Genomic DNA, 17,209 nt, shown 5'->3' on the forward strand with positions numbered 1-17,209 from the left:
TGAAACCAAGCTTGGAGAAATTTGTCTGATAATAATGTTGAAGAGCCTAGAGTGTTATAATTATTAAATTCGATGAATAAAAATGCGATTGCTCCCACTATCAACAAAAAGATAGTGGTGCTAGTGACTACTTTAAAATTCAGGGAAAATTCCAGAGACTGACGTCGTCGGAGCATGCGATCGCGCAACCAAAGATAAAACTCAAAAATTACCTGTTGACCAATGCCACCGCAGATAATTAGAGCTGTGATCACTAGGTTCAGTAGAAGAGATGACTGATAACTTGTTAAACTGTCTGGAAAAAGACTAAATCCGGCATTATTCCAAGCACTGATGCTATGAAAAATGGCTAACCAGAGTCCCTGGTATAATCCATAATCGGGAATAAACACTAGTAAAAGTAGAAAAATCCCTGTGATTTCAAAAATTATTGCTGTGGCAATGATAGAACGAATTAATGCTGCACTGTCTTGTAAACCTTGTCGATCTAAGGCTTGTTGAATGGCGATTTTCTGCTTTAATTTGAACTTGCGCCCCAGTATTAAAATGAGAAATGTGGTGGTGGTCATATAGCCCAAACCGCCAATTTGGAAGAGGGCAAGCACAATCAACTGTCCCCAAAAGGAAAAATAGGAGCCAGTATCGACAACCACTAGACCAGTAACACAGACAGCAGAGGTTGAGGTGAATAGTGCCACCATCGGGTTAGTCCATGTGCCATCACTAGCAGCAAATGGCATCATTAGCAAAACAGTTCCGATGGCAATTACGGAAAGGAATCCAAGGCAAATGGTTCGGGGAATAGTCATTGGTCATTTGTGATTTGTCTTTGTCCTTTGTCTTTGTCATTGTTCATTTGTGATTTACCATCTGTCAAGACCCTTTTCCCTTAGTAGCAGCCCACGGCCTGCCCCCGTCGAATTGGGTATGGTTTATGGAACTGAGAACCGCTATAGTTGGTGATACGGAACGATGCTACTGGACATAATATGACATTGAGTCTTGAAAAATTGAGTCTTGAAAAACAGATTCAGGAATTTTATGATGCCTCTTCTGGCTTGTGGGAAGCAGTTTGGGGTGAACATATGCACCATGGCTATTATGGCTGGGCGGGTACTGAGAGGAAAAACCGATATCAGGCACAAATTGACTTGATTGATGAATTGCTCTGTTGGGCTGAAGTGGAGCAAGCTAGTACTATTTTGGATGTCGGTTGTGGGATTGGTGGCAGTTCACTTTATCTAGCGCAACAGTTTGAAGCAAATGTTACTGGCATTACCTTAAGTCCAGTTCAAGCATCACGAGGAACTCAACGAGCGCAAGAGGCTGGGTTGGCGACACGGGTTCAGTTTCAGGTTGCTAATGCTTTGGATATGCCTTTTGCTGATGAAACGTTTGATTTTGTCTGGTCGATGGAGAGTGGAGAACATATGCCGGATAAGCAACAGTTTCTTCAAGAATGTTATCGGGTGCTTAAACCTGGGGGAAGGTTTTTAATGGCAACTTGGTGTCACCGTCCGATCACCTTGGCGACGGGACAATTGACAACAGATGAACAGCAGCATTTGGCTGAAATTTATCGGGTTTATTGTTTGCCTTATGTGATTTCGTTGCAGGAGTATGAGGAAATTGCTGGCAATTTGAATTTCCAAACTATTCGGACGGCGGATTGGTCAGATGCGGTTGAACCGTTTTGGGATATTGTGATTGATTCTGCTTTTGAGCCGAAAGCGATTTTAGGGTTGCTTAAAAGTAATTGGAAAATTGTGGAAGCGGCACTGTCGATGGGGTTGATGAGTCGAGGGTATCGCCGGGGGTTGATTCGTTATGGGTTGTTGTATGGCAGCAAGTGAGGATTGTAACGGAAATCATTTGCTGATACCTTGAGTTATCAAAATCAGTTGTATATGACCCAAATCTGATGATTCCTATGGGGTCATCCCATGTTAATTAGCAGTTTATTTTACGGAAAGGAGGTCAAATCCCGTGAAGTAATTATATATATAACAGTGAGTTAGTTGCCAATGGCAATTTGGCATGGGCAATGGTAAATCCATCGATTATTGTGGTAAGCACTAATGCTAGTAAAAATTAGTGCTATATTACTAGATTTTATCCTAGGTGGCTGAACGTGTTAGGTGGCTGTATCTTGTAGCTTTAAATTTTAATTAGGAGTAGGTCATGAACCACTTTACTGTGCTTATGGAGTTTTTGCGCGATCGCCAAAGATTCCTGAAGGAGGTTGACCAAGGGATTAGGATTGATATCAAGATTATCTCTTTATTGATTGCTAGCTCGGCATTTTTTGGGATTTATGGTGCAATTATCGGCTCGTTTAGTGGCCCCCTCCAGATTATCTCTTCAGCTATCAAATTACCGGCGTTATACCTCTTAACACTGTTGATTTGTTTACCAACTTTATATTTTTTTGAGATTAGCTCAGGCTCTAAACGTAGTTTTGGGCAGTACCTAGCTTTGCTTTTGGCGGCGACATCTGTGATTAGTGTGATGCTATTTGGCTTTGCTCCTATCACTCTCTTTTTCCGTCTCTCGATTGATGATTATACATTTTTTCAGCTCTTAAATATAGTAATATTTGGCATCACTGGGTTAATTGGTGTCAATGTGTTTTACCAATGCATGGGATTGATCACTGAGCAAGAAGCTGAAGAAAACAAATATCGCACTAGGATTCTTAAAGCTTGGTTAGTGCTCTATGGATTTGTTGGTAGCCAATTGGGATGGACCCTCAGACCATTCTTCGGAGCTCCTGGGGAACCTTTTGCCCTATTTCGCGAGCTAGAGAGTAATTTTTATATGCATGTGTTGCAGTTAATTGGTAGAATGCTGGGTTGGGGTTAAGGCTTACTATTGATTTGCTATTTTGAAGCCACACTTGTGGCAGGTATAGCGCTGCGCGCAGCGCTATTTCTTATATCGATAACGGATGGGATTGCTTGGGTGCAAGTAAGAGGACTTGATTTCTTCGCAGTGTGGTTTGGGTGCATCTCATTAAAGCTATTTGACACGGTGGGTGGAACGGGCATCTTGGTGGAATGGGCATCTTGGTGGAATGGGCATCTTGCCCGTTTCATTTCCGGACGAGCTTTCCGAACAAGGCTCGAAGAGGGGGAAAATGAGGGCTCGCCCAAGGGTGGTGCGTTACGGGGCGGACTATGCCAACCCTGGCTACGAGGCTGAAAATAAGGGCAAGTCCGCCCCTAACGCACCCTACGCAAGTGATTGGGATTGGTACAAGATATCATAAAATGGTTAACAGGAGCGAGATGATATGTCATCAAATTTAGGTAATTTACAGATTACGTCAGAGGATATCAGAAACCTGGTAGATCTGAATTTTGCTAAGCTGGTGGCTATTGATTTTTGTCGGGGGTTTATATTTAAGAAGCCTAAGAATATGTTATCGGTTCTGTTAACTGAGATATTTATATTGGGTCTGAGTCTAATTTTATTTTTGCCTCCAATCCTGCTTTTTATGAAAAATTCAGGCAATTTGCCTGAAGACCAGGCTGGGATAACTGGGCTATTTACTATACTGGTGGGATTGTTTGTTTCAGGGATAGTGATTGGTAATGTATATCTTTATAAACAAGGAAAGCGAATTAAGTCTTTGGTTAGGTTAATGGATCAGGTTGATAACTATAATGGTGTGATTAAAGCGATTGATTTAGCTGAACGAATAGAGGCAATTGAGGGCTCAATTACTGAGTTCAAGCACTCTGAAAGCCGGATAAAAGTAATTAAATCTCTCGCTATTACTAAAAAAAGTTTAGTTAATGCTTTACAAGTGGAAAATTTAATCAGAAGTCATAAGAATTTACTTGAAGGTCGTCAGGCATTGTTAAGCAATCTTGATGATAATTTGGCTACTTTGATGGCTTTTGATCTGAGTGAGGAAACTGGTGAGTATGGTCGCTTACTGAATCAGTCTCTTCAGATTGGTATGAGTGTACATAAGGAGGTGATAAATTTACGAGGTAAGCGGTAAGTTGTTCGGGTAGCGTGGCCTTTTGGCCAAAGTTGTCTATCAGAATGAAGAATGTAGAATGTAGAATGTAGAATGTAGAATGCACAATTCTTAATTCTTAATTCTTAATTCTTAATTCTTAATTCTTAATTCTTAATTCTTAATTCTTAATTCTTAATTCAAAAATAAGTAAGCTGAGACCTAATGCTGATTAGATAACCATTTCTCTTTGATGCGTTGGATTTGTGCTTGAAACGGGGCTGCTTTTTCGGGATTGACCATGGCGATGAAGTTGGCGTAGCCTTGAATGGCTGCGATTACATTACTGGAGTTTCCCCAGTGTTTGCTGTCTGGACCGTCTTTTTCGATTTGATAGAGGGTAGCACGGAAGCGTTTTAATTGTTTTCTGGAAATATTGAGATGGTGGTTGACTACAATTCCTGTTACTTCTTGTTGTTGGGATTTGCGTAGGATTCGGGTCTTTTGTTGATTGATAGTAAACCCTTCGTGAGCTACTACGGAGCTGGTGCGTTTTAGGAGTTTACCGATAAAGCGGAGGCTATCACCGGAGGCGGAGAAGGTGAGATCATCGGCATAGCGGGTGTAAATAAAGCCTAAGTCTGTGGCTAGGTTGGTTAGTCGGTGGTCTAAACGACGGCACAATATGTTGGTAATGGCTGGTGAAGCGGGGGACCCTTGGGGGAGGTGGCGATCGCTTGTGGCTACGTAGTAGGTTTTGCTATCTAGTTCGACTTCTTCGATGTCGGCTTCTGTACATAGTAATCCAAATACTGTTGCTGCTGCTTCTGAATAACCGAATGACCGGAAAAGTCCTTTGACTCGTGGGTAGGAAATGGATGGGAAGAAATTTTTTAGGTCAATGTTGATAATGACATCAGCACCAACATGAGGCTGGGCGTTGGTTACTATGGAGCGATCGCGTCGAAAGCCGTGAGCGGCATTGTCTAGTTCTAGTTTTTCTAGTATGTTGCTGAGAATCCAGTGTTGTGCTTGTTTTAGTTTTGGTTTGGGTGCGGAAATTAATCGCTCTCCACCGGTTTTTTTGGGAATCTTGAAACGAATGTAGTGAGATATGGTGGCGGTTTTGCGATTAAATGCGAGAAAGCGTAGCTGTCCTAGGGTAATCCCCATGGCTTGAGCAATGTCTTGGGCTGTGCTAAGCAGGGGTAATTTATAGGTTTCTAATCGTATGCGATCGCTTTCGGTATGGTTTAGACCTGGAGATACTTCCTCACCGAGATATAGTATTTCCTTTTGCTGGCGTATAGCCCACGCTTGGGCACGTTCGAGCCGTTGTTGTTCCCGTCTTTCTTTGGTTTCCTGACGCTTACGCCTGGACTCTGCTAACCGTTCTTTTAGCAAGCGCTTACGCAGTGCTTGTTCGTTTTGTAGTTTCTTACTTTCTTGACGCAGTTGGGCTAGTTCTCGCTGGAGTTCTCCCCGCCGTCGAATTTCATCAGCTGGATCTTCTGGCATTTCACCTTGTGCTGGCCAAAATCCGTAGCGAATCATTTCTTCGAGCACGAATTCTTCTTTACCTATTTGGCGGATGCGATCGTAGAGTTCCTGACGGGTACGGGGTTGGTCTGACATGGGTTTTTATAGCAGTTTGCAATTGGGTAAGGTACAAATTCTTGGGTTTTAGGGAGCAGGGAGCAGGGAGTAGGTAAGAAAGAAGAGGGAAGTCGGAAGATGGAAAAAATCCTGTGTACCTCATAGCTAGGAAAAAGGCTATAGTTTTTAAGGTTAGTTGAAGGTTATTTGTGATACCATTAATGATTAGCTCTATACAAAAAAATCACGCCTACTCCGTTGGTTACCCCTTCGTAAACTCCCTCGGACTAGACTGCTCAACTCAAGCGGGCTCGGGTGCTATCGCTAATTAGTTTTAAGAAAACGAAACCGTAATAGCGATAGCACCCGACAGCCCGCACAGTCACGAGCAGGCTAGTGATGCGTGGTTGAACTTATCGCAGGGACGGCGATCCACCGCCCAGATTGCAAGGCTGTTTACCAACTGGTGGAATGGACGTGATTTATTGATACTGACGAGCGTGCTGCATCCGCAACGCCAGAATGTGTTCACAAGGACCTTTGTACAGCTTATTTTGCTGATACCAATTACAGGTACACTCTGCTGCTATTATACGTTCATCACGATCAATTGTCAAAACGGGATTATAGGTTTTGCTTTTATCTGTGACATTTCCCTGTAGCTGGAGTGTACCTCCAGCGTCTTTTACTGAGGTTACTTGTACGGCATTGTTACTTAAGAAGCGGGTTGCTGTTTCTTCTCGCTGATTGGCAAACCGTAACCGTTCCATGGGTAAGGGCTCTCGGGAGAGTTCCCGGACTCGATATACTTGCTTGTTTAAGTCGTAAATGGCTCGTCCGGCTTGGGTGTAAGCTCCTAAGGCACCTAGGACAGCAGTAGGACTTAGGTCTAACCGCTGGGCGAGACTATCGGGACTTTCTACCCAGTTTTCTCTGAGTGCGTCAAAAATGAGTTGTTGAGTCCACTGATCTACATCTGCACGGGGTGCCATTAAGTCAAAGTTCCCAGCTTGGGACCAATCGTTAGCTGTCCATCCTGATAAACCGAGGGTAAAGGACATATCCCCTAGGTCAGCTACATAAAAGGATGGCATGCCGGTTCCGAGTAGGTGAATGGTAAATTTGTTGGCAATGGGAATCAGACGTTCTAGGATGTGGAGGCGGCGGCGTCCCCACACTCGGATGATCTGTTCTGATGAACCTTGATAGGGCGATCGCGAACAGACTACTTCGATGTTCCAAGGCTCAAATACTATTCGCACGGGTTCTCCTGGTTTGAGATGGTAACGCATTCCCCGTGGGCCAGTTTTTTCTTTGTGGCGACGCAACACAAAACAGATATTGTGAATATCCATGGGCTGCAAGTCAAAGGTGGTGGCGGGTAAGGCCATGGCGGAACTGACTTGTAGAAATCCTCTTACCCAACTGTCTGGTAGGTCAATTTTGACTTCTTTAAATGCTGCTTCATGGGTGGTTTTTACTTCAAAACCGGAGGGGTCAATTTCAAATTGGGTTGTCTTGTAACTGCGGATTTTTTGAAATTCGTTGTATAGGGCGGCGGAGTAGTCTATGTTTGTTGTACCGCAGGCGAATTCGCTGATAGTTTTAAAGACTTCGTAGCTGGCTCCTAGTCGGCCATAACTGGATTCATCTTGGCTGAAACATTCAAAGAAGACTTCATCGGGATGAACGGTAATTACTGGATCGAGGACAAACCAGGCATCACGGTCTTTCTCATAAAGGTAATTGTAGTACTGCTGTCTGGCTTTATAAAAGGTGGATAATCGTTGATATCGGTTCTGATTTAATTGAGTTAGTTCTGCTTGTAAGGGTTGAATTTTATTGGCGAGGTCTTGGCGTTGTGCGGCTATGATTTGCCAGTCTTGTTGGTCTTGGTTGGCACGCCATTGTTTATACTCAGTTCTGTCTTTGGGTTTGAAGCGTAAATCGGAAACTACTACGTCATGTAGGGCGCTGATGGCTTCTCGAAAGGCTACATTTTTCCCTAATTCACCAATGAAGTAGGTGGGAGGACGCTTGGTGTCTGGGGAGAAGGACATTTGGGTGCTGCTGCCGCGATCGCTAACTGCTGTATTATTTTTATAGGCGTAGTTAAATTCCATGGTTTTTAGGGAATTGAAGTATTTTTTTAATTGTTAAGGAGGGAATCGGGAATCGGGAATCGGGAATCGGGAATCGGGAATCGGGAATCGGGAAGTTAGAAGTTAGAAGTCAGAAGTCAGAAGTTAGAATCGGTAATTGGGAATCGGAAAAATTAGGAAATAGATAATGGAAATAGATAATAATAGTTTTTGGTGTTAGACTGAATCAGTATTTTGTTTGATGAGCTATCAGGATATAGTTGAAAATGCTATAGGGTTTCTCCTACTATAGGTAATCCCGACTCCCGACTCCCGACTCCCGACTCCCGACTCCCGACTCCCTGTTCCCTAAAATCAACAAATTATAAATCCCTACACTCCTCTTACTTCGGAGACTGGTTTAACGTTGATGGGAAGAGGAAGATTAGGATAGTTTTGGTGAATTTTAAGCATTATCTGAATTGAACGGGCTTTATCACCAATAGCCATTGTGATGGATTGTCGTGTTAATATTTCTGCTACTATTTTAGCAGCTGCTTGGCTTTTTTGGGCTTCAGCTTCTAGAAATGCAAACACGCGCTGTTTAGCAATTCGTCCGCGATTAACCCGAGACAAAATACTGATAAAGTAAGGAATTAAGTCTTGCAAACGGTCGGGATTATCTAGGGCATACTGTTCTATATAGTTAGTGGCAAATAGCTGCATGTCTTGACTGGGATGTTCACTAAATTTGAGCAGATAATCTTGACCATAACTCTGCTGAAAGGTACGTAAGACTAAATCCCGCCCAAATTGACGAACATCATCCCGAGTACTGTCACAAATACTGACCATGACTTCAGGTGTCCAGTCTTGTTCGGTAATTTGTTGGCTAAACAGTTGTGTAGCAAATTCTCGGGAATCCTGCCATTTTGCTTCTAGTAATCGCACTGCCGCTAACATGTCTTGAGAATTGCTACGGATACGGTTGATGATTTGCTCAATCATTGCCCAAGCGGCTTGACGGACGGATAGGATTTCATGATTGGCTAGTTTAACAATGTCAGGAATTTTTAATTCTAATCCCCAAGTGGTATAGTTAGCTTGGAGTACTAATCCTACTAATTCTTGAGCGGCTGATGATTTGGCTTGGAGAAGTTCCATCGCGTTGTCTTTGGTAATCCTAGTCATCCAGCTGGGTAAGTCTTCTCGTAGCAGTTGGACTAAATCTTGGTGAACACCTTGATGTCTTTCTGGTAGCTGCAATAGGGTAATAATTTCTGTGGCTAGCTGAGTTACAAATTCTGGATATAATTGTCCTAAGCGCTGAATTACTGGACGAATACCTTGACGCAAGTGTGCTTGTTGATTGGTTGCGATCGCTAATACTAAGTCGTAGTCTTGTAGCAACCGTTGATCGGGAAGTTGACCGAAAATCTGAACCCCAATCCCTTGCACTGACTGATGGGGAGCGTTGAGGAGTGATTCAATTAATTTGGGTGGTAAGTCAGCGGCAGGAGTTTCGTGATTGAATAGGATTCTTGCTCCCAATTCCTGGATTTCTGGCATGGGGTGTTGGAGCAGATCTAGTATTACTCCCATACCCAATGTCCTGAGTTGGGGGGTAAAACCTAGAAGCAGGGTTTGAGCAGTGTCTTTGGCGATATCGGTTTGAGTTGGTTCTAGTGCGAGTACTGTTGCAATAATTCGCCCGATTAATACTTTAGCTGTTGCTTCACTTACTATTGATTGAGTCAGTAACTGACGGGCAAAGGTACGGGTATCGGAGTGTTGACTGATCACTAAAGGGATGATCAGCTGGCTGCCGGTAATCAAGTGAGTTGGTATTGCTTGTATCCACTGATGGGCTTGAGTACGAGCTGGTGGAAACTGGCAGTTGGCTAAGGCAAGTAATAAGTCTAGGTTAGGATTGTCGGGATTATCGGAATTATATTTTTGTGTTGCTAGTTCAAAGCCGAGTTGAGCGGTTACTTGGTAGGGTTTGTTAACTAGTCTGATTACAGTCTCTGTATCGATTTGATTACAGAATGACTGACATACCCTTAAGGCTTTGGCGGCAAACTCATGAACTTGATGACAATGGCTTTCTAATAGTAACTGTAGCAGTGCCTCTGGATGTTGCTCCCAAAGTTTAGGAAAGGCTTCTTCTCGCACATCTGGTTCTGGATCACCGGGTTTGTAGTTGTCTCGACAACGCCATGCCTGGCTGTTGGGCATTAATTGGTAACGGGGACTATTGGTATAGAGAATATGGTTAAAGGTTAAGTAACCAGCATAGCTGTCCCAGTTGCGAGTGTAGCTGGTGCGACTCCAGTTCGAGTAGTTCCAGCGATAGAAGGTTGATGTTCTGGCGGGCACCCCATCAGAATCAGAATATTGGAGTAATATCTCTAGGGCTAGATTTATGTAATTGCGTTCGGCTTTGCCGTGCCAAAGGCAATCGCATTCTTCACCCAATTTCCTGAGAGTCCGCCATACCCGCCGCCGTAGATAGTCACGAGTTACGTTGCTGTAAGCGCGTTTAGCATCAGGACTACCGAGGTAATTGGCACGGGGAATATATTTGCGACTATTTCTGTCCCAGTAATATCGATGCCAATAAGACTGACGAAACATTGGTGGCTCGGTGTCTAGGCGGTAGGCGATAATGCCAAATACTTCCGCATCTTGCCGATATTCGGCAATCTTGAATATGTGGCGAATGGCTTTGAAGTAGTTGGGGCGTAGGGGAGCAGTGCGTAAGATGTTTAGTAGTGCTGGACGCACTTGAGCATTATTAATTTGATATAGGGTATCGAGGACACCAAAACGAGTATAGTCGTTACTGTCTAGATAGGTAACTAGGGCATTAGAGAAGTCAGCAGGATTATCGGTTTCGATATGGGATTGCAATTCGGCAGGCAATTGCTCTATCTGTTGAGAGCGCAACCGTTCTTGAGTTGATTGATCACAGAGTTTCATCCAGGCTTCCCAAGCAATCCCCTTGACAAAGTCTGGAGTTGAAGGGGTTTCATACAAGCGTTGGAGGTGAGGAATTACATGCTCATCACCACACCATCCCAAAGCCCAAGCAATGCAGTAGTCTTTTAAGGGTTGATCAGTCCCAATCAGAGGGATAATTAAGGGCGTAGCTTCAGGAATTTTAAGTTCTCCAGCCCGCCAGATCGCTCGGGTTTGGGACCATTTACTAGAGCCTTTACTATTATCTGGATTTGCAATTGCGTTGAGAATGGCTTGATGGCGTGGGTCGTTGCTAACTACGTTACTGCTATTTAAGTCATTAACCTCTTCTTGAGTCTCACTATTTGATGGCTCAGTTACATCTTGATAGCCTTTCTTGAGTTTTGAGCCCACTAACTGATCAAACACTTGTTGTGCTTTAGCCAAAGCTACCGGCTGAGCAGTTTTTGAACTTTCTTTCAAGGTCTTGCCACGGCGTCCATAGCGGAAGTTAACGATATACTGATCGTTACCGAGATCACACAGATCGACTTCGTAGATTTTATCTGAGTTATCAGCTTGATAATGGAGCGTAGTGCGTTTGATCAGTTTCATAAGACATCAGGGAAAACCCAGTTAGAAGTAGAAACGCCTGTCATTACCACGATATTAAAAAAATTATCTAGTCGCTCTCGTTCCCCAATCCTAAAGCTATCGTAAATAGAAGCACGGTAAGCCCAGCCTAACCGAAAGGATTAAGACTTGCCCATTGCTGCGTAGCTTGATTCTGATGTACCCGATAGATTAATGAGCAATTTTCCAGACTTATCCAGTCACCATTTCAAAGTGATCAGGGAATTGGGTCATAATCGCGCTGGTGGGAGAGTGACCTACCTAGCCCGAAACCAGGTCAATCACCAATTGGTAGTGATCAAGCAGTTTCAGTTTGCTCAACGCAACAGTAACTGGTCAGACTATGAGACCATAGAAGGGGAAATTCAAGTGTTGAGGGGACTGAATCATCCCGGTATTCCCCGTTACTTAGGGTCATTTCAAACCACTAGGGGCTGTTGTTTGGTACAGGAATACAAACATGCTCCTTCCCTGGCTGTACTTCGTAGTTTTGACCCGGAGGAGATTAAGCAAATCGCGGTTGGGTTACTCAACATTCTGGTTTACCTACAACATCGGATTCCTCCGATCATTCATCGAGATATCAAACCAGAAAATATCTTAGTAGATGAGACGATCAATGTTTTTTTGGTAGACTTCGGGTTGGCTCGGATTGGTGATAGTGAACTAGCGGTGAGTACTGTAGCCAAAGGCACTATCGGGTTTATGGCTCCGGAACAGTTATTTGATAAAGCCCTAAGTAAAGCGTCAGACTTATATGGGTTAGGAGCGACCTTGATTTGTTTACTGACTGGTACTCGATCGACTACTATTAATACCTTAATTGATGAAGACTATTGTCTCAATTTTCAGCATCGTCTACCTCAAGTAAGTTTGGGTTGGCTGCAGTGGCTGCAAAGGATGGTAGAACTCAAACCTAAGGACCGTTTTCCTGATGCTGAAACGGCTTTAGAAGCTCTTAAGCCAATCTACGTTATCCGGATTCCAGAGGCAAAACTATCCCAATCGTATCTAGAATTGAGGGCTAAAAAATTAGGGGAAAAACTGACAAAAACTATCACCATTTGTAATACAGTTCCAGACACAGCCTTAGAAAGCCGCTGGCAAATTGCTCCCCATGTGAGTGACCCACCCCACACTCCCTACTTCCATGACTGGATTCGATTGGACACAGCTGATGTTAATGGTAATCAAGGGTTGTGCCAAATTACTATAGATACCAGTAAGCTGATGGCAGACCAAACCTATGAGCGAGAGGTATTAATTCACACTAATGCTGAACAGTCAACTCAGGTTTTACCCCTGAAAATCCATACTGCTCCGGTACCAATTGCCACGAAAAAACTTCCCTATCTATCCCTAGCGCTATTGATTGGCTTAGCTACTACAGCTACGTGGGTTGAAACTACGGCTTGGGAGGGAATTGTGAGTAACAGTGGGACAATCGGGATTGCGATCGCTACTTTTGTTTCAGTCTTGGTGGCAATGCTGGGATTGACTGCGGCTGTGACATCTGGGGTGATTTCGAAACTGGTCGCAAGACTCAGAGCCAGGTTTAGTATTCCGTTAAAGGCTATGGATACCGTAGCAGCAGTGTTTTTTGCTGGAGTAGCAGCCCTGTTGGTAGCTGGATTTGGTGCCAAGTTTCGCGCTACCGATAGCGCGATTGCTACCTTTGCAGCAGTGGATGCGGTAGTGTTTATGGCAGCCTTTGAAGGGGAAGGAGTCGCTCAAAGCTGCCGAAAGCGTGGGTTTAGTAAAATCTTAGCCCTGGGAGTGCCTGTGTTATCGGTAGCCTTGGGCATTAGTTTAGGTATCGGTTTAAAGCTGGGATTTTTAAATGTGTTGGTACTGATCGCCATTTTAGTGACAGCAGTTCCCTTAGGTGTGATGATTCTCTATCCGCCATTAGAGCGTCTGCGGCAAGTCAAAACCTATCGGAAATTAGAGAGAAATTTGATCAAGCCTTAGAAGGTATTTATTTGGACGAGCGATCGCGCTACTGCCTGCACTCAGTTTTTTGTGACCGCAACAAAATAATAGATCTCGACTCCCTTTTATTTGTGGGTCTATGGTTTACCTACAACGTTTAACAATGTTTAACAATTAATAGTTAACCACCCAAGCCGCTATTATATTTTTTGATATTTAATTAGGTAATTTATTATTCCCTATTACCCATTATCAAAAAGCGCTCAGCTATATAGCGTTTTCCATACTAATGAGGAACACATTATTTTTTGCCTATTCCCTGTTCCCTGTTCCCTGTTCCCTGTTCCCTGTTCCCTGTTCCCTGCTCCCTGCTCCCTGCTCCCTGCTCCCTGCTCCCTAAACAAATGCACCTCACCCAATTGAAAAGCGCTATATTGAGTTCGTGATTAACAAAACTTGGTATCTTATAAAATTTTGTAATTTTATAGGTGTTTAATAGTTTGGCTTTGGAGTAACAGGTTTTATTAATGTAGAACTCCCCTAGCAGCTGATCGGCCTTTGATGATTTCAAACATGCTGTATCAGCACGCTCTGCAGTCAGGACTTATCGAATTTTTCACAGGCTGAGAATACACTGATTCATGATTACCATAGATAATTAATCGTTCTCACTTCTGTCTGGGTGTCGTTTATTCAATTGAAAATCACTTACGTGCAACCAACTGTAAATAAATATACTAAACCCGGTAGACAGGAGAGCAATTTTTAGGGCAAGATTATTTAGTTCAGAATATTGTCAAATGTCTGTTGTTTCTACGGTCAGGGTTATTGTGCCCGGTACTACCGCTAATCTAGGACCAGGTTTCGATTGCATAGGCGCAGCGCTAACTGTGTATAACCAGTTTAAAGTCACTCGCCTGGAGTCGGTAAATTCTGGATCAGTCAAGCTTAAGATTGATGTTACTGGTGTGGAAGCCAACAAGGTGAGTAGAGATGAGAGTAATCTTGTCTATCGAGCGTTTGTGACCTTATATGAGCGTCTGGGAAAAACTCCGCCTCCGGTACACCTAGAGATTGATTTGGGGGTGCCTTTGGCACGAGGATTGGGGAGTTCGGCCACAGCGATTGTTGGAGGATTGATTGCTGCAAATCAGTTAGCGGGTAAACCTCTTTCTCATCAGGAGGTAATGGAGTTAGCGATCGCAATTGAGGGGCATCCTGATAATGTGGTTCCAGCGCTTTTGGGGGGATGTCGTTTGACCGGTCGAGGTTTGGCGATGAAACCCCAAAGACCCCAAAGACCCGAAGCAAAAGAACAGGATTGGGTAGTTTGTGATGTTGCTTGGTCTTCTGATCTGGTTCCGGTGGTGGCAATTCCAGATTTCGAGCTTTCAACACAGGAGGCACGGCAGGTGTTGCCTGATAGCTACAGCCGTGCTGATGCAGTGTTGAATGTGGCCAGTTTGGGGTTGTTGTTGCGGGGTTTGGAGTCTGGTAAGGGGGATTGGATACGGGTCGGTTTGCAAGACAGGATACATCAGCCTTATCGCCAAAAGCTGATTCCTGGTTATGACGCTGTGGAGGCGGCAGCTTTGGATGCTGGAGCCTATGGCATGGTGATTAGTGGGGCTGGTCCTACTTTGTTGGCCTTGGTGAGTGAGTCCCAAGCACCAGCGGTTCAGGAGGCAATGGCGGTAGCTTGGACCGATGCCGGGATTCAGGCTCAAGTGCGATCGCTTTCTCTAGATTCCCACGGCACCAAGATTGCTCTGGAATTGATTAGCTAATACCACATCCGATAGTATGACCCCCTGCTGGTTATAGTTGGTAATTGCTAGCTGATTACCCAAAATCTCTTACCCCTTAGCAGAAGGGTTCTGGGGGTGACCCACCTTAACCTAAATTTTTAACAATTCTTTAATTTTTTGGTAGCAATGGCTACTGAAAAATTTTTTTTGTGTTTTTTTGGTAAATACCCTTTGCAAATCTTTACTTTACTTAATATACTGAAATCATGTGGCAATAGGTATTTATTCTTAGCTATGGTCCCCGCGAATTTCCCTTGGATAACGACGATAATTCTGCTGCCCCTAGTGGCATCTCTGGTGATTCCGATCATTCCCAGCAAGTGGCTGAGGATGATTCGTTGGTATGCCCTAGGTGTAGCCCTTCTGGATTTTGTCCTAATCATGTATGGGTTTTGGCATCATTACGATTTCCGAAACTCCGAATTTCAGCTCAGGGAAAGTTATACGTGGATACCCCAGCTTGGCATTAGTTGGTCTGTAGCAGTCGATGGCTTATCGATGCCTCTGATTGTGTTAAGTGGCTTAGTCACTACCTTAGCTATTGTTGCGGCTTGGAAGATTAACCATAAACCGCGTTTGTTTTACTGCTTGATGCTGTTCATGTATAGCGCCCAGATCGGGGTGTTTGCAGCTCAAGATTTAGTGTTGTTTTTCCTAATGTGGGAATTAGAGTTGCTGCCAGTGTACTTGCTCATTTCTATATGGGGAGGAAAACAACGCTTCTACGCCGCAACCAAGTTTATTCTTTACACAGCAGCAGGTTCAGTTTTTATCCTGGTCGCCGCGCTAATGATGGCGTTTGCTGGAGATACAGTCACCTTTGACATGCAAACCCTAGGGAATCGGAATTACCCGATAGCTTTGGAACTAGTAGCTTATGCGGGTTTCTTAATTGCCTATGGTGTCAAGTTGCCGATTTTTCCGCTACATACTTGGTTACCAGATGCACACAGCCAAGCTTCTGCTCCAGTCTCGATGATATTAGCTGGGGTCTTATTGAAAATGGGTGGGTATGGACTGATGCGCATGAATCTAGAAATGCTTCCTCATGCCCATACTTACTTCGCACCAGTGCTAGCAGTATTAGGTGTGGTCAATATTATCTACGGTGCTTTGCTTGCTTTTAGCCAAGACAATCTCAAACGACGACTAGCTTACTCATCAATTTCCCACATGGGTTTTGTGTTGATTGGCATTGCTTCGTTCACTGAATTAGGAATGAATGGAGCTATCTTACAGATGCTTTCCCATGGGTTAATCGCTGCTGCCTTATTCTTCCTATCTGGTGTCACCTACGAACGTACTCATACGCTAGCGATGGCGAAAATGGGAGGAATGGCACAAGACATGCCCAAAGTATTTGCCCTTTTCACTGCTGGTTCCATGGCATCCCTAGCCTTACCAGGAATGAGTGGTTTTGTTGGTGAGTTGTCAGTCTTTCTTGGAGTCACCACTAGCAGTGTTTACAGCTCATCTTTCAAAGTCGTCATCGTTCTATTAGCCGCAGTGGGATTAATCCTAACTCCGATTTATCTGCTTTCACTGCTCAGACAGGTATTTTTCGGTAAATATAACTCTGGAATAATTATTGAGAAATACCTAGGGGATGCCAAGCCTCGCGAAATTTTCGTTACCGCTTGTCTGTTAATCCCTATTATTGGCATCGGTCTTTATCCGAAGCTAGTCACTCAAACCTATGATGTGAAAACTGTAGCGGTTGCTGCTCAAATGCGCCAATCCTTACCAGTGATTGTTCAAGAGGAATCACCTCTATACTCTGGTACCTTCACACCGCCACAGTTACCTAATACCAATCCTCAAGCTATTCTTGGTGTTACCAAGTACTGAGTACTTGCTGTTTCCAATTAGCGGGAGTTAAACAAAAAGAACGCCCCAAACAAAGTAGGAGCATCTCACTTTGGAAGAAACATACCGCAAATAGCTGTATCATGGTGATTCTACCGCCCACATAAAACGATATATTTGCCAAAATGAGATGCTCCCAACAAACCGGGTGCATCTCACTGTTTTTATGAAAAGCGCGAGGGGATAAAACCCCCTGTTCTATTGCTGTATCCCTTTCGAAATTATGAATAAATTCGCGCCAAAATGCCCAAAGGTAGCGATATTATACTGGATTTATATCTTGATTTCTGTTTAAGTCCCCCTATGGGATTTTTCTGTAAGATTTGGGAAGTAATGATAATATAATTGCGTTCCTGTAGGGACTC

General features: G+C 43.8%; 11 protein-coding genes. 7 read left to right on the top strand and 4 right to left on the bottom strand.

Annotated elements, in window-relative coordinates; all coding sequences use genetic code 11:
- On the bottom strand, positions 1-809 hold an 809-nt coding region (locus F6K51_RS05570; RefSeq protein WP_293018746.1), incomplete at its 3' end, for a potassium transporter TrkG.
- A gap of 180 nt (positions 810-989) precedes the next feature.
- Here F6K51_RS05570 and F6K51_RS05575 point away from each other — a divergent pair.
- From F6K51_RS05575 to F6K51_RS05590, 4 genes are all read left to right on the top strand, one after another.
- Complete coding sequence (locus tag F6K51_RS05575; protein ID WP_293018860.1) at positions 990-1,853, top strand: methyltransferase domain-containing protein; 864 nt, start codon at positions 990-992, stop codon at positions 1,851-1,853.
- A 328-nt stretch (positions 1,854-2,181) separates the two neighbouring features.
- Positions 2,182-2,862, top strand: coding sequence for an actin-binding WH2 domain-containing protein (locus tag F6K51_RS05580; protein ID WP_075897757.1), 681 nt, complete (start codon positions 2,182-2,184; stop codon positions 2,860-2,862).
- A gap of 9 nt (positions 2,863-2,871) precedes the next feature.
- Complete coding sequence (locus tag F6K51_RS05585) at positions 2,872-3,201, top strand: hypothetical protein (protein WP_293018749.1); 330 nt, start codon at positions 2,872-2,874, stop codon at positions 3,199-3,201.
- Positions 3,202-3,292: 91 nt separating this feature from the next.
- Positions 3,293-4,009, top strand: a complete 717-nt coding sequence (locus F6K51_RS05590) for a hypothetical protein (protein ID WP_293018751.1) — start codon at positions 3,293-3,295, stop codon at positions 4,007-4,009.
- Between the two features lie 180 nt (positions 4,010-4,189).
- Here F6K51_RS05590 and F6K51_RS05595 read toward each other — a convergent pair whose 3' ends face one another.
- From F6K51_RS05595 to F6K51_RS05605, 3 genes are all read right to left on the bottom strand, one after another.
- A complete protein-coding gene (locus tag F6K51_RS05595) occupies positions 4,190-5,602 on the bottom strand; it encodes a reverse transcriptase domain-containing protein (protein WP_293018753.1) in 1,413 nt (470 codons plus the stop codon).
- 443 nt (positions 5,603-6,045) lie between these two features.
- Entirely contained in the window at positions 6,046-7,686 is a 1,641-nt protein-coding gene (locus F6K51_RS05600; protein ID WP_293018755.1) for an SWIM zinc finger family protein, read from the bottom strand.
- Between the two features lie 351 nt (positions 7,687-8,037).
- Entirely contained in the window at positions 8,038-11,220 is a 3,183-nt protein-coding gene (locus F6K51_RS05605) for a WGR domain-containing protein (protein WP_293018757.1), read from the bottom strand.
- Between the two features lie 192 nt (positions 11,221-11,412).
- Here F6K51_RS05605 and F6K51_RS05610 point away from each other — a divergent pair, with 192 nt between their 5' ends.
- The 3 genes from F6K51_RS05610 (at position 11,413) to F6K51_RS05620 (ending at position 16,826) form a co-directional block, all read left to right on the top strand.
- The gene (locus tag F6K51_RS05610; protein ID WP_293018759.1) at positions 11,413-13,209 is read left to right on the top strand and encodes a serine/threonine-protein kinase; all 1,797 of its coding nucleotides are present in this window, start codon (positions 11,413-11,415) and stop codon (positions 13,207-13,209) included.
- 761 nt (positions 13,210-13,970) lie between these two features.
- Complete coding sequence (gene thrB, locus F6K51_RS05615; RefSeq protein WP_293018760.1) at positions 13,971-14,957, top strand: homoserine kinase; 987 nt, start codon at positions 13,971-13,973, stop codon at positions 14,955-14,957.
- Between the two features lie 255 nt (positions 14,958-15,212).
- Positions 15,213-16,826, top strand: a complete 1,614-nt coding sequence (locus F6K51_RS05620; RefSeq protein WP_293018761.1) for an NAD(P)H-quinone oxidoreductase subunit 4 — start codon at positions 15,213-15,215, stop codon at positions 16,824-16,826.
- The last annotated feature ends 383 nt before the right edge of the window (positions 16,827-17,209 follow it).

Source organism: Moorena sp. SIO3I8 (assembly GCF_010692325.1).
Taxonomy (GTDB): domain Bacteria; phylum Cyanobacteriota; class Cyanobacteriia; order Cyanobacteriales; family Coleofasciculaceae; genus Moorena.

Excerpts from the sequence above, each read along its gene's own strand:
- F6K51_RS05590 (WP_293018751.1), top strand. The coding sequence starts at position 3,293 with ATGTCATCAAATTTAGGTAATTTACAGATTACGTCAGAGGATATCAGA.
- F6K51_RS05580 (WP_075897757.1), top strand. The coding sequence starts at position 2,182 with ATGAACCACTTTACTGTGCTTATGGAGTTTTTGCGCGATCGCCAAAGA.
- thrB (WP_293018760.1), top strand. The coding sequence starts at position 13,971 with ATGTCTGTTGTTTCTACGGTCAGGGTTATTGTGCCCGGTACTACCGCT.
- F6K51_RS05605 (WP_293018757.1), bottom strand. The coding sequence starts at position 11,220 with ATGAAACTGATCAAACGCACTACGCTCCATTATCAAGCTGATAACTCA.
- F6K51_RS05595 (WP_293018753.1), bottom strand. The coding sequence starts at position 5,602 with ATGTCAGACCAACCCCGTACCCGTCAGGAACTCTACGATCGCATCCGC.
- F6K51_RS05600 (WP_293018755.1), bottom strand. The coding sequence starts at position 7,686 with ATGGAATTTAACTACGCCTATAAAAATAATACAGCAGTTAGCGATCGC.
- F6K51_RS05620 (WP_293018761.1), top strand. The coding sequence starts at position 15,213 with ATGGTCCCCGCGAATTTCCCTTGGATAACGACGATAATTCTGCTGCCC.
- F6K51_RS05575 (WP_293018860.1), top strand. The coding sequence starts at position 990 with ATGACATTGAGTCTTGAAAAATTGAGTCTTGAAAAACAGATTCAGGAA.
- F6K51_RS05610 (WP_293018759.1), top strand. The coding sequence starts at position 11,413 with ATGAGCAATTTTCCAGACTTATCCAGTCACCATTTCAAAGTGATCAGG.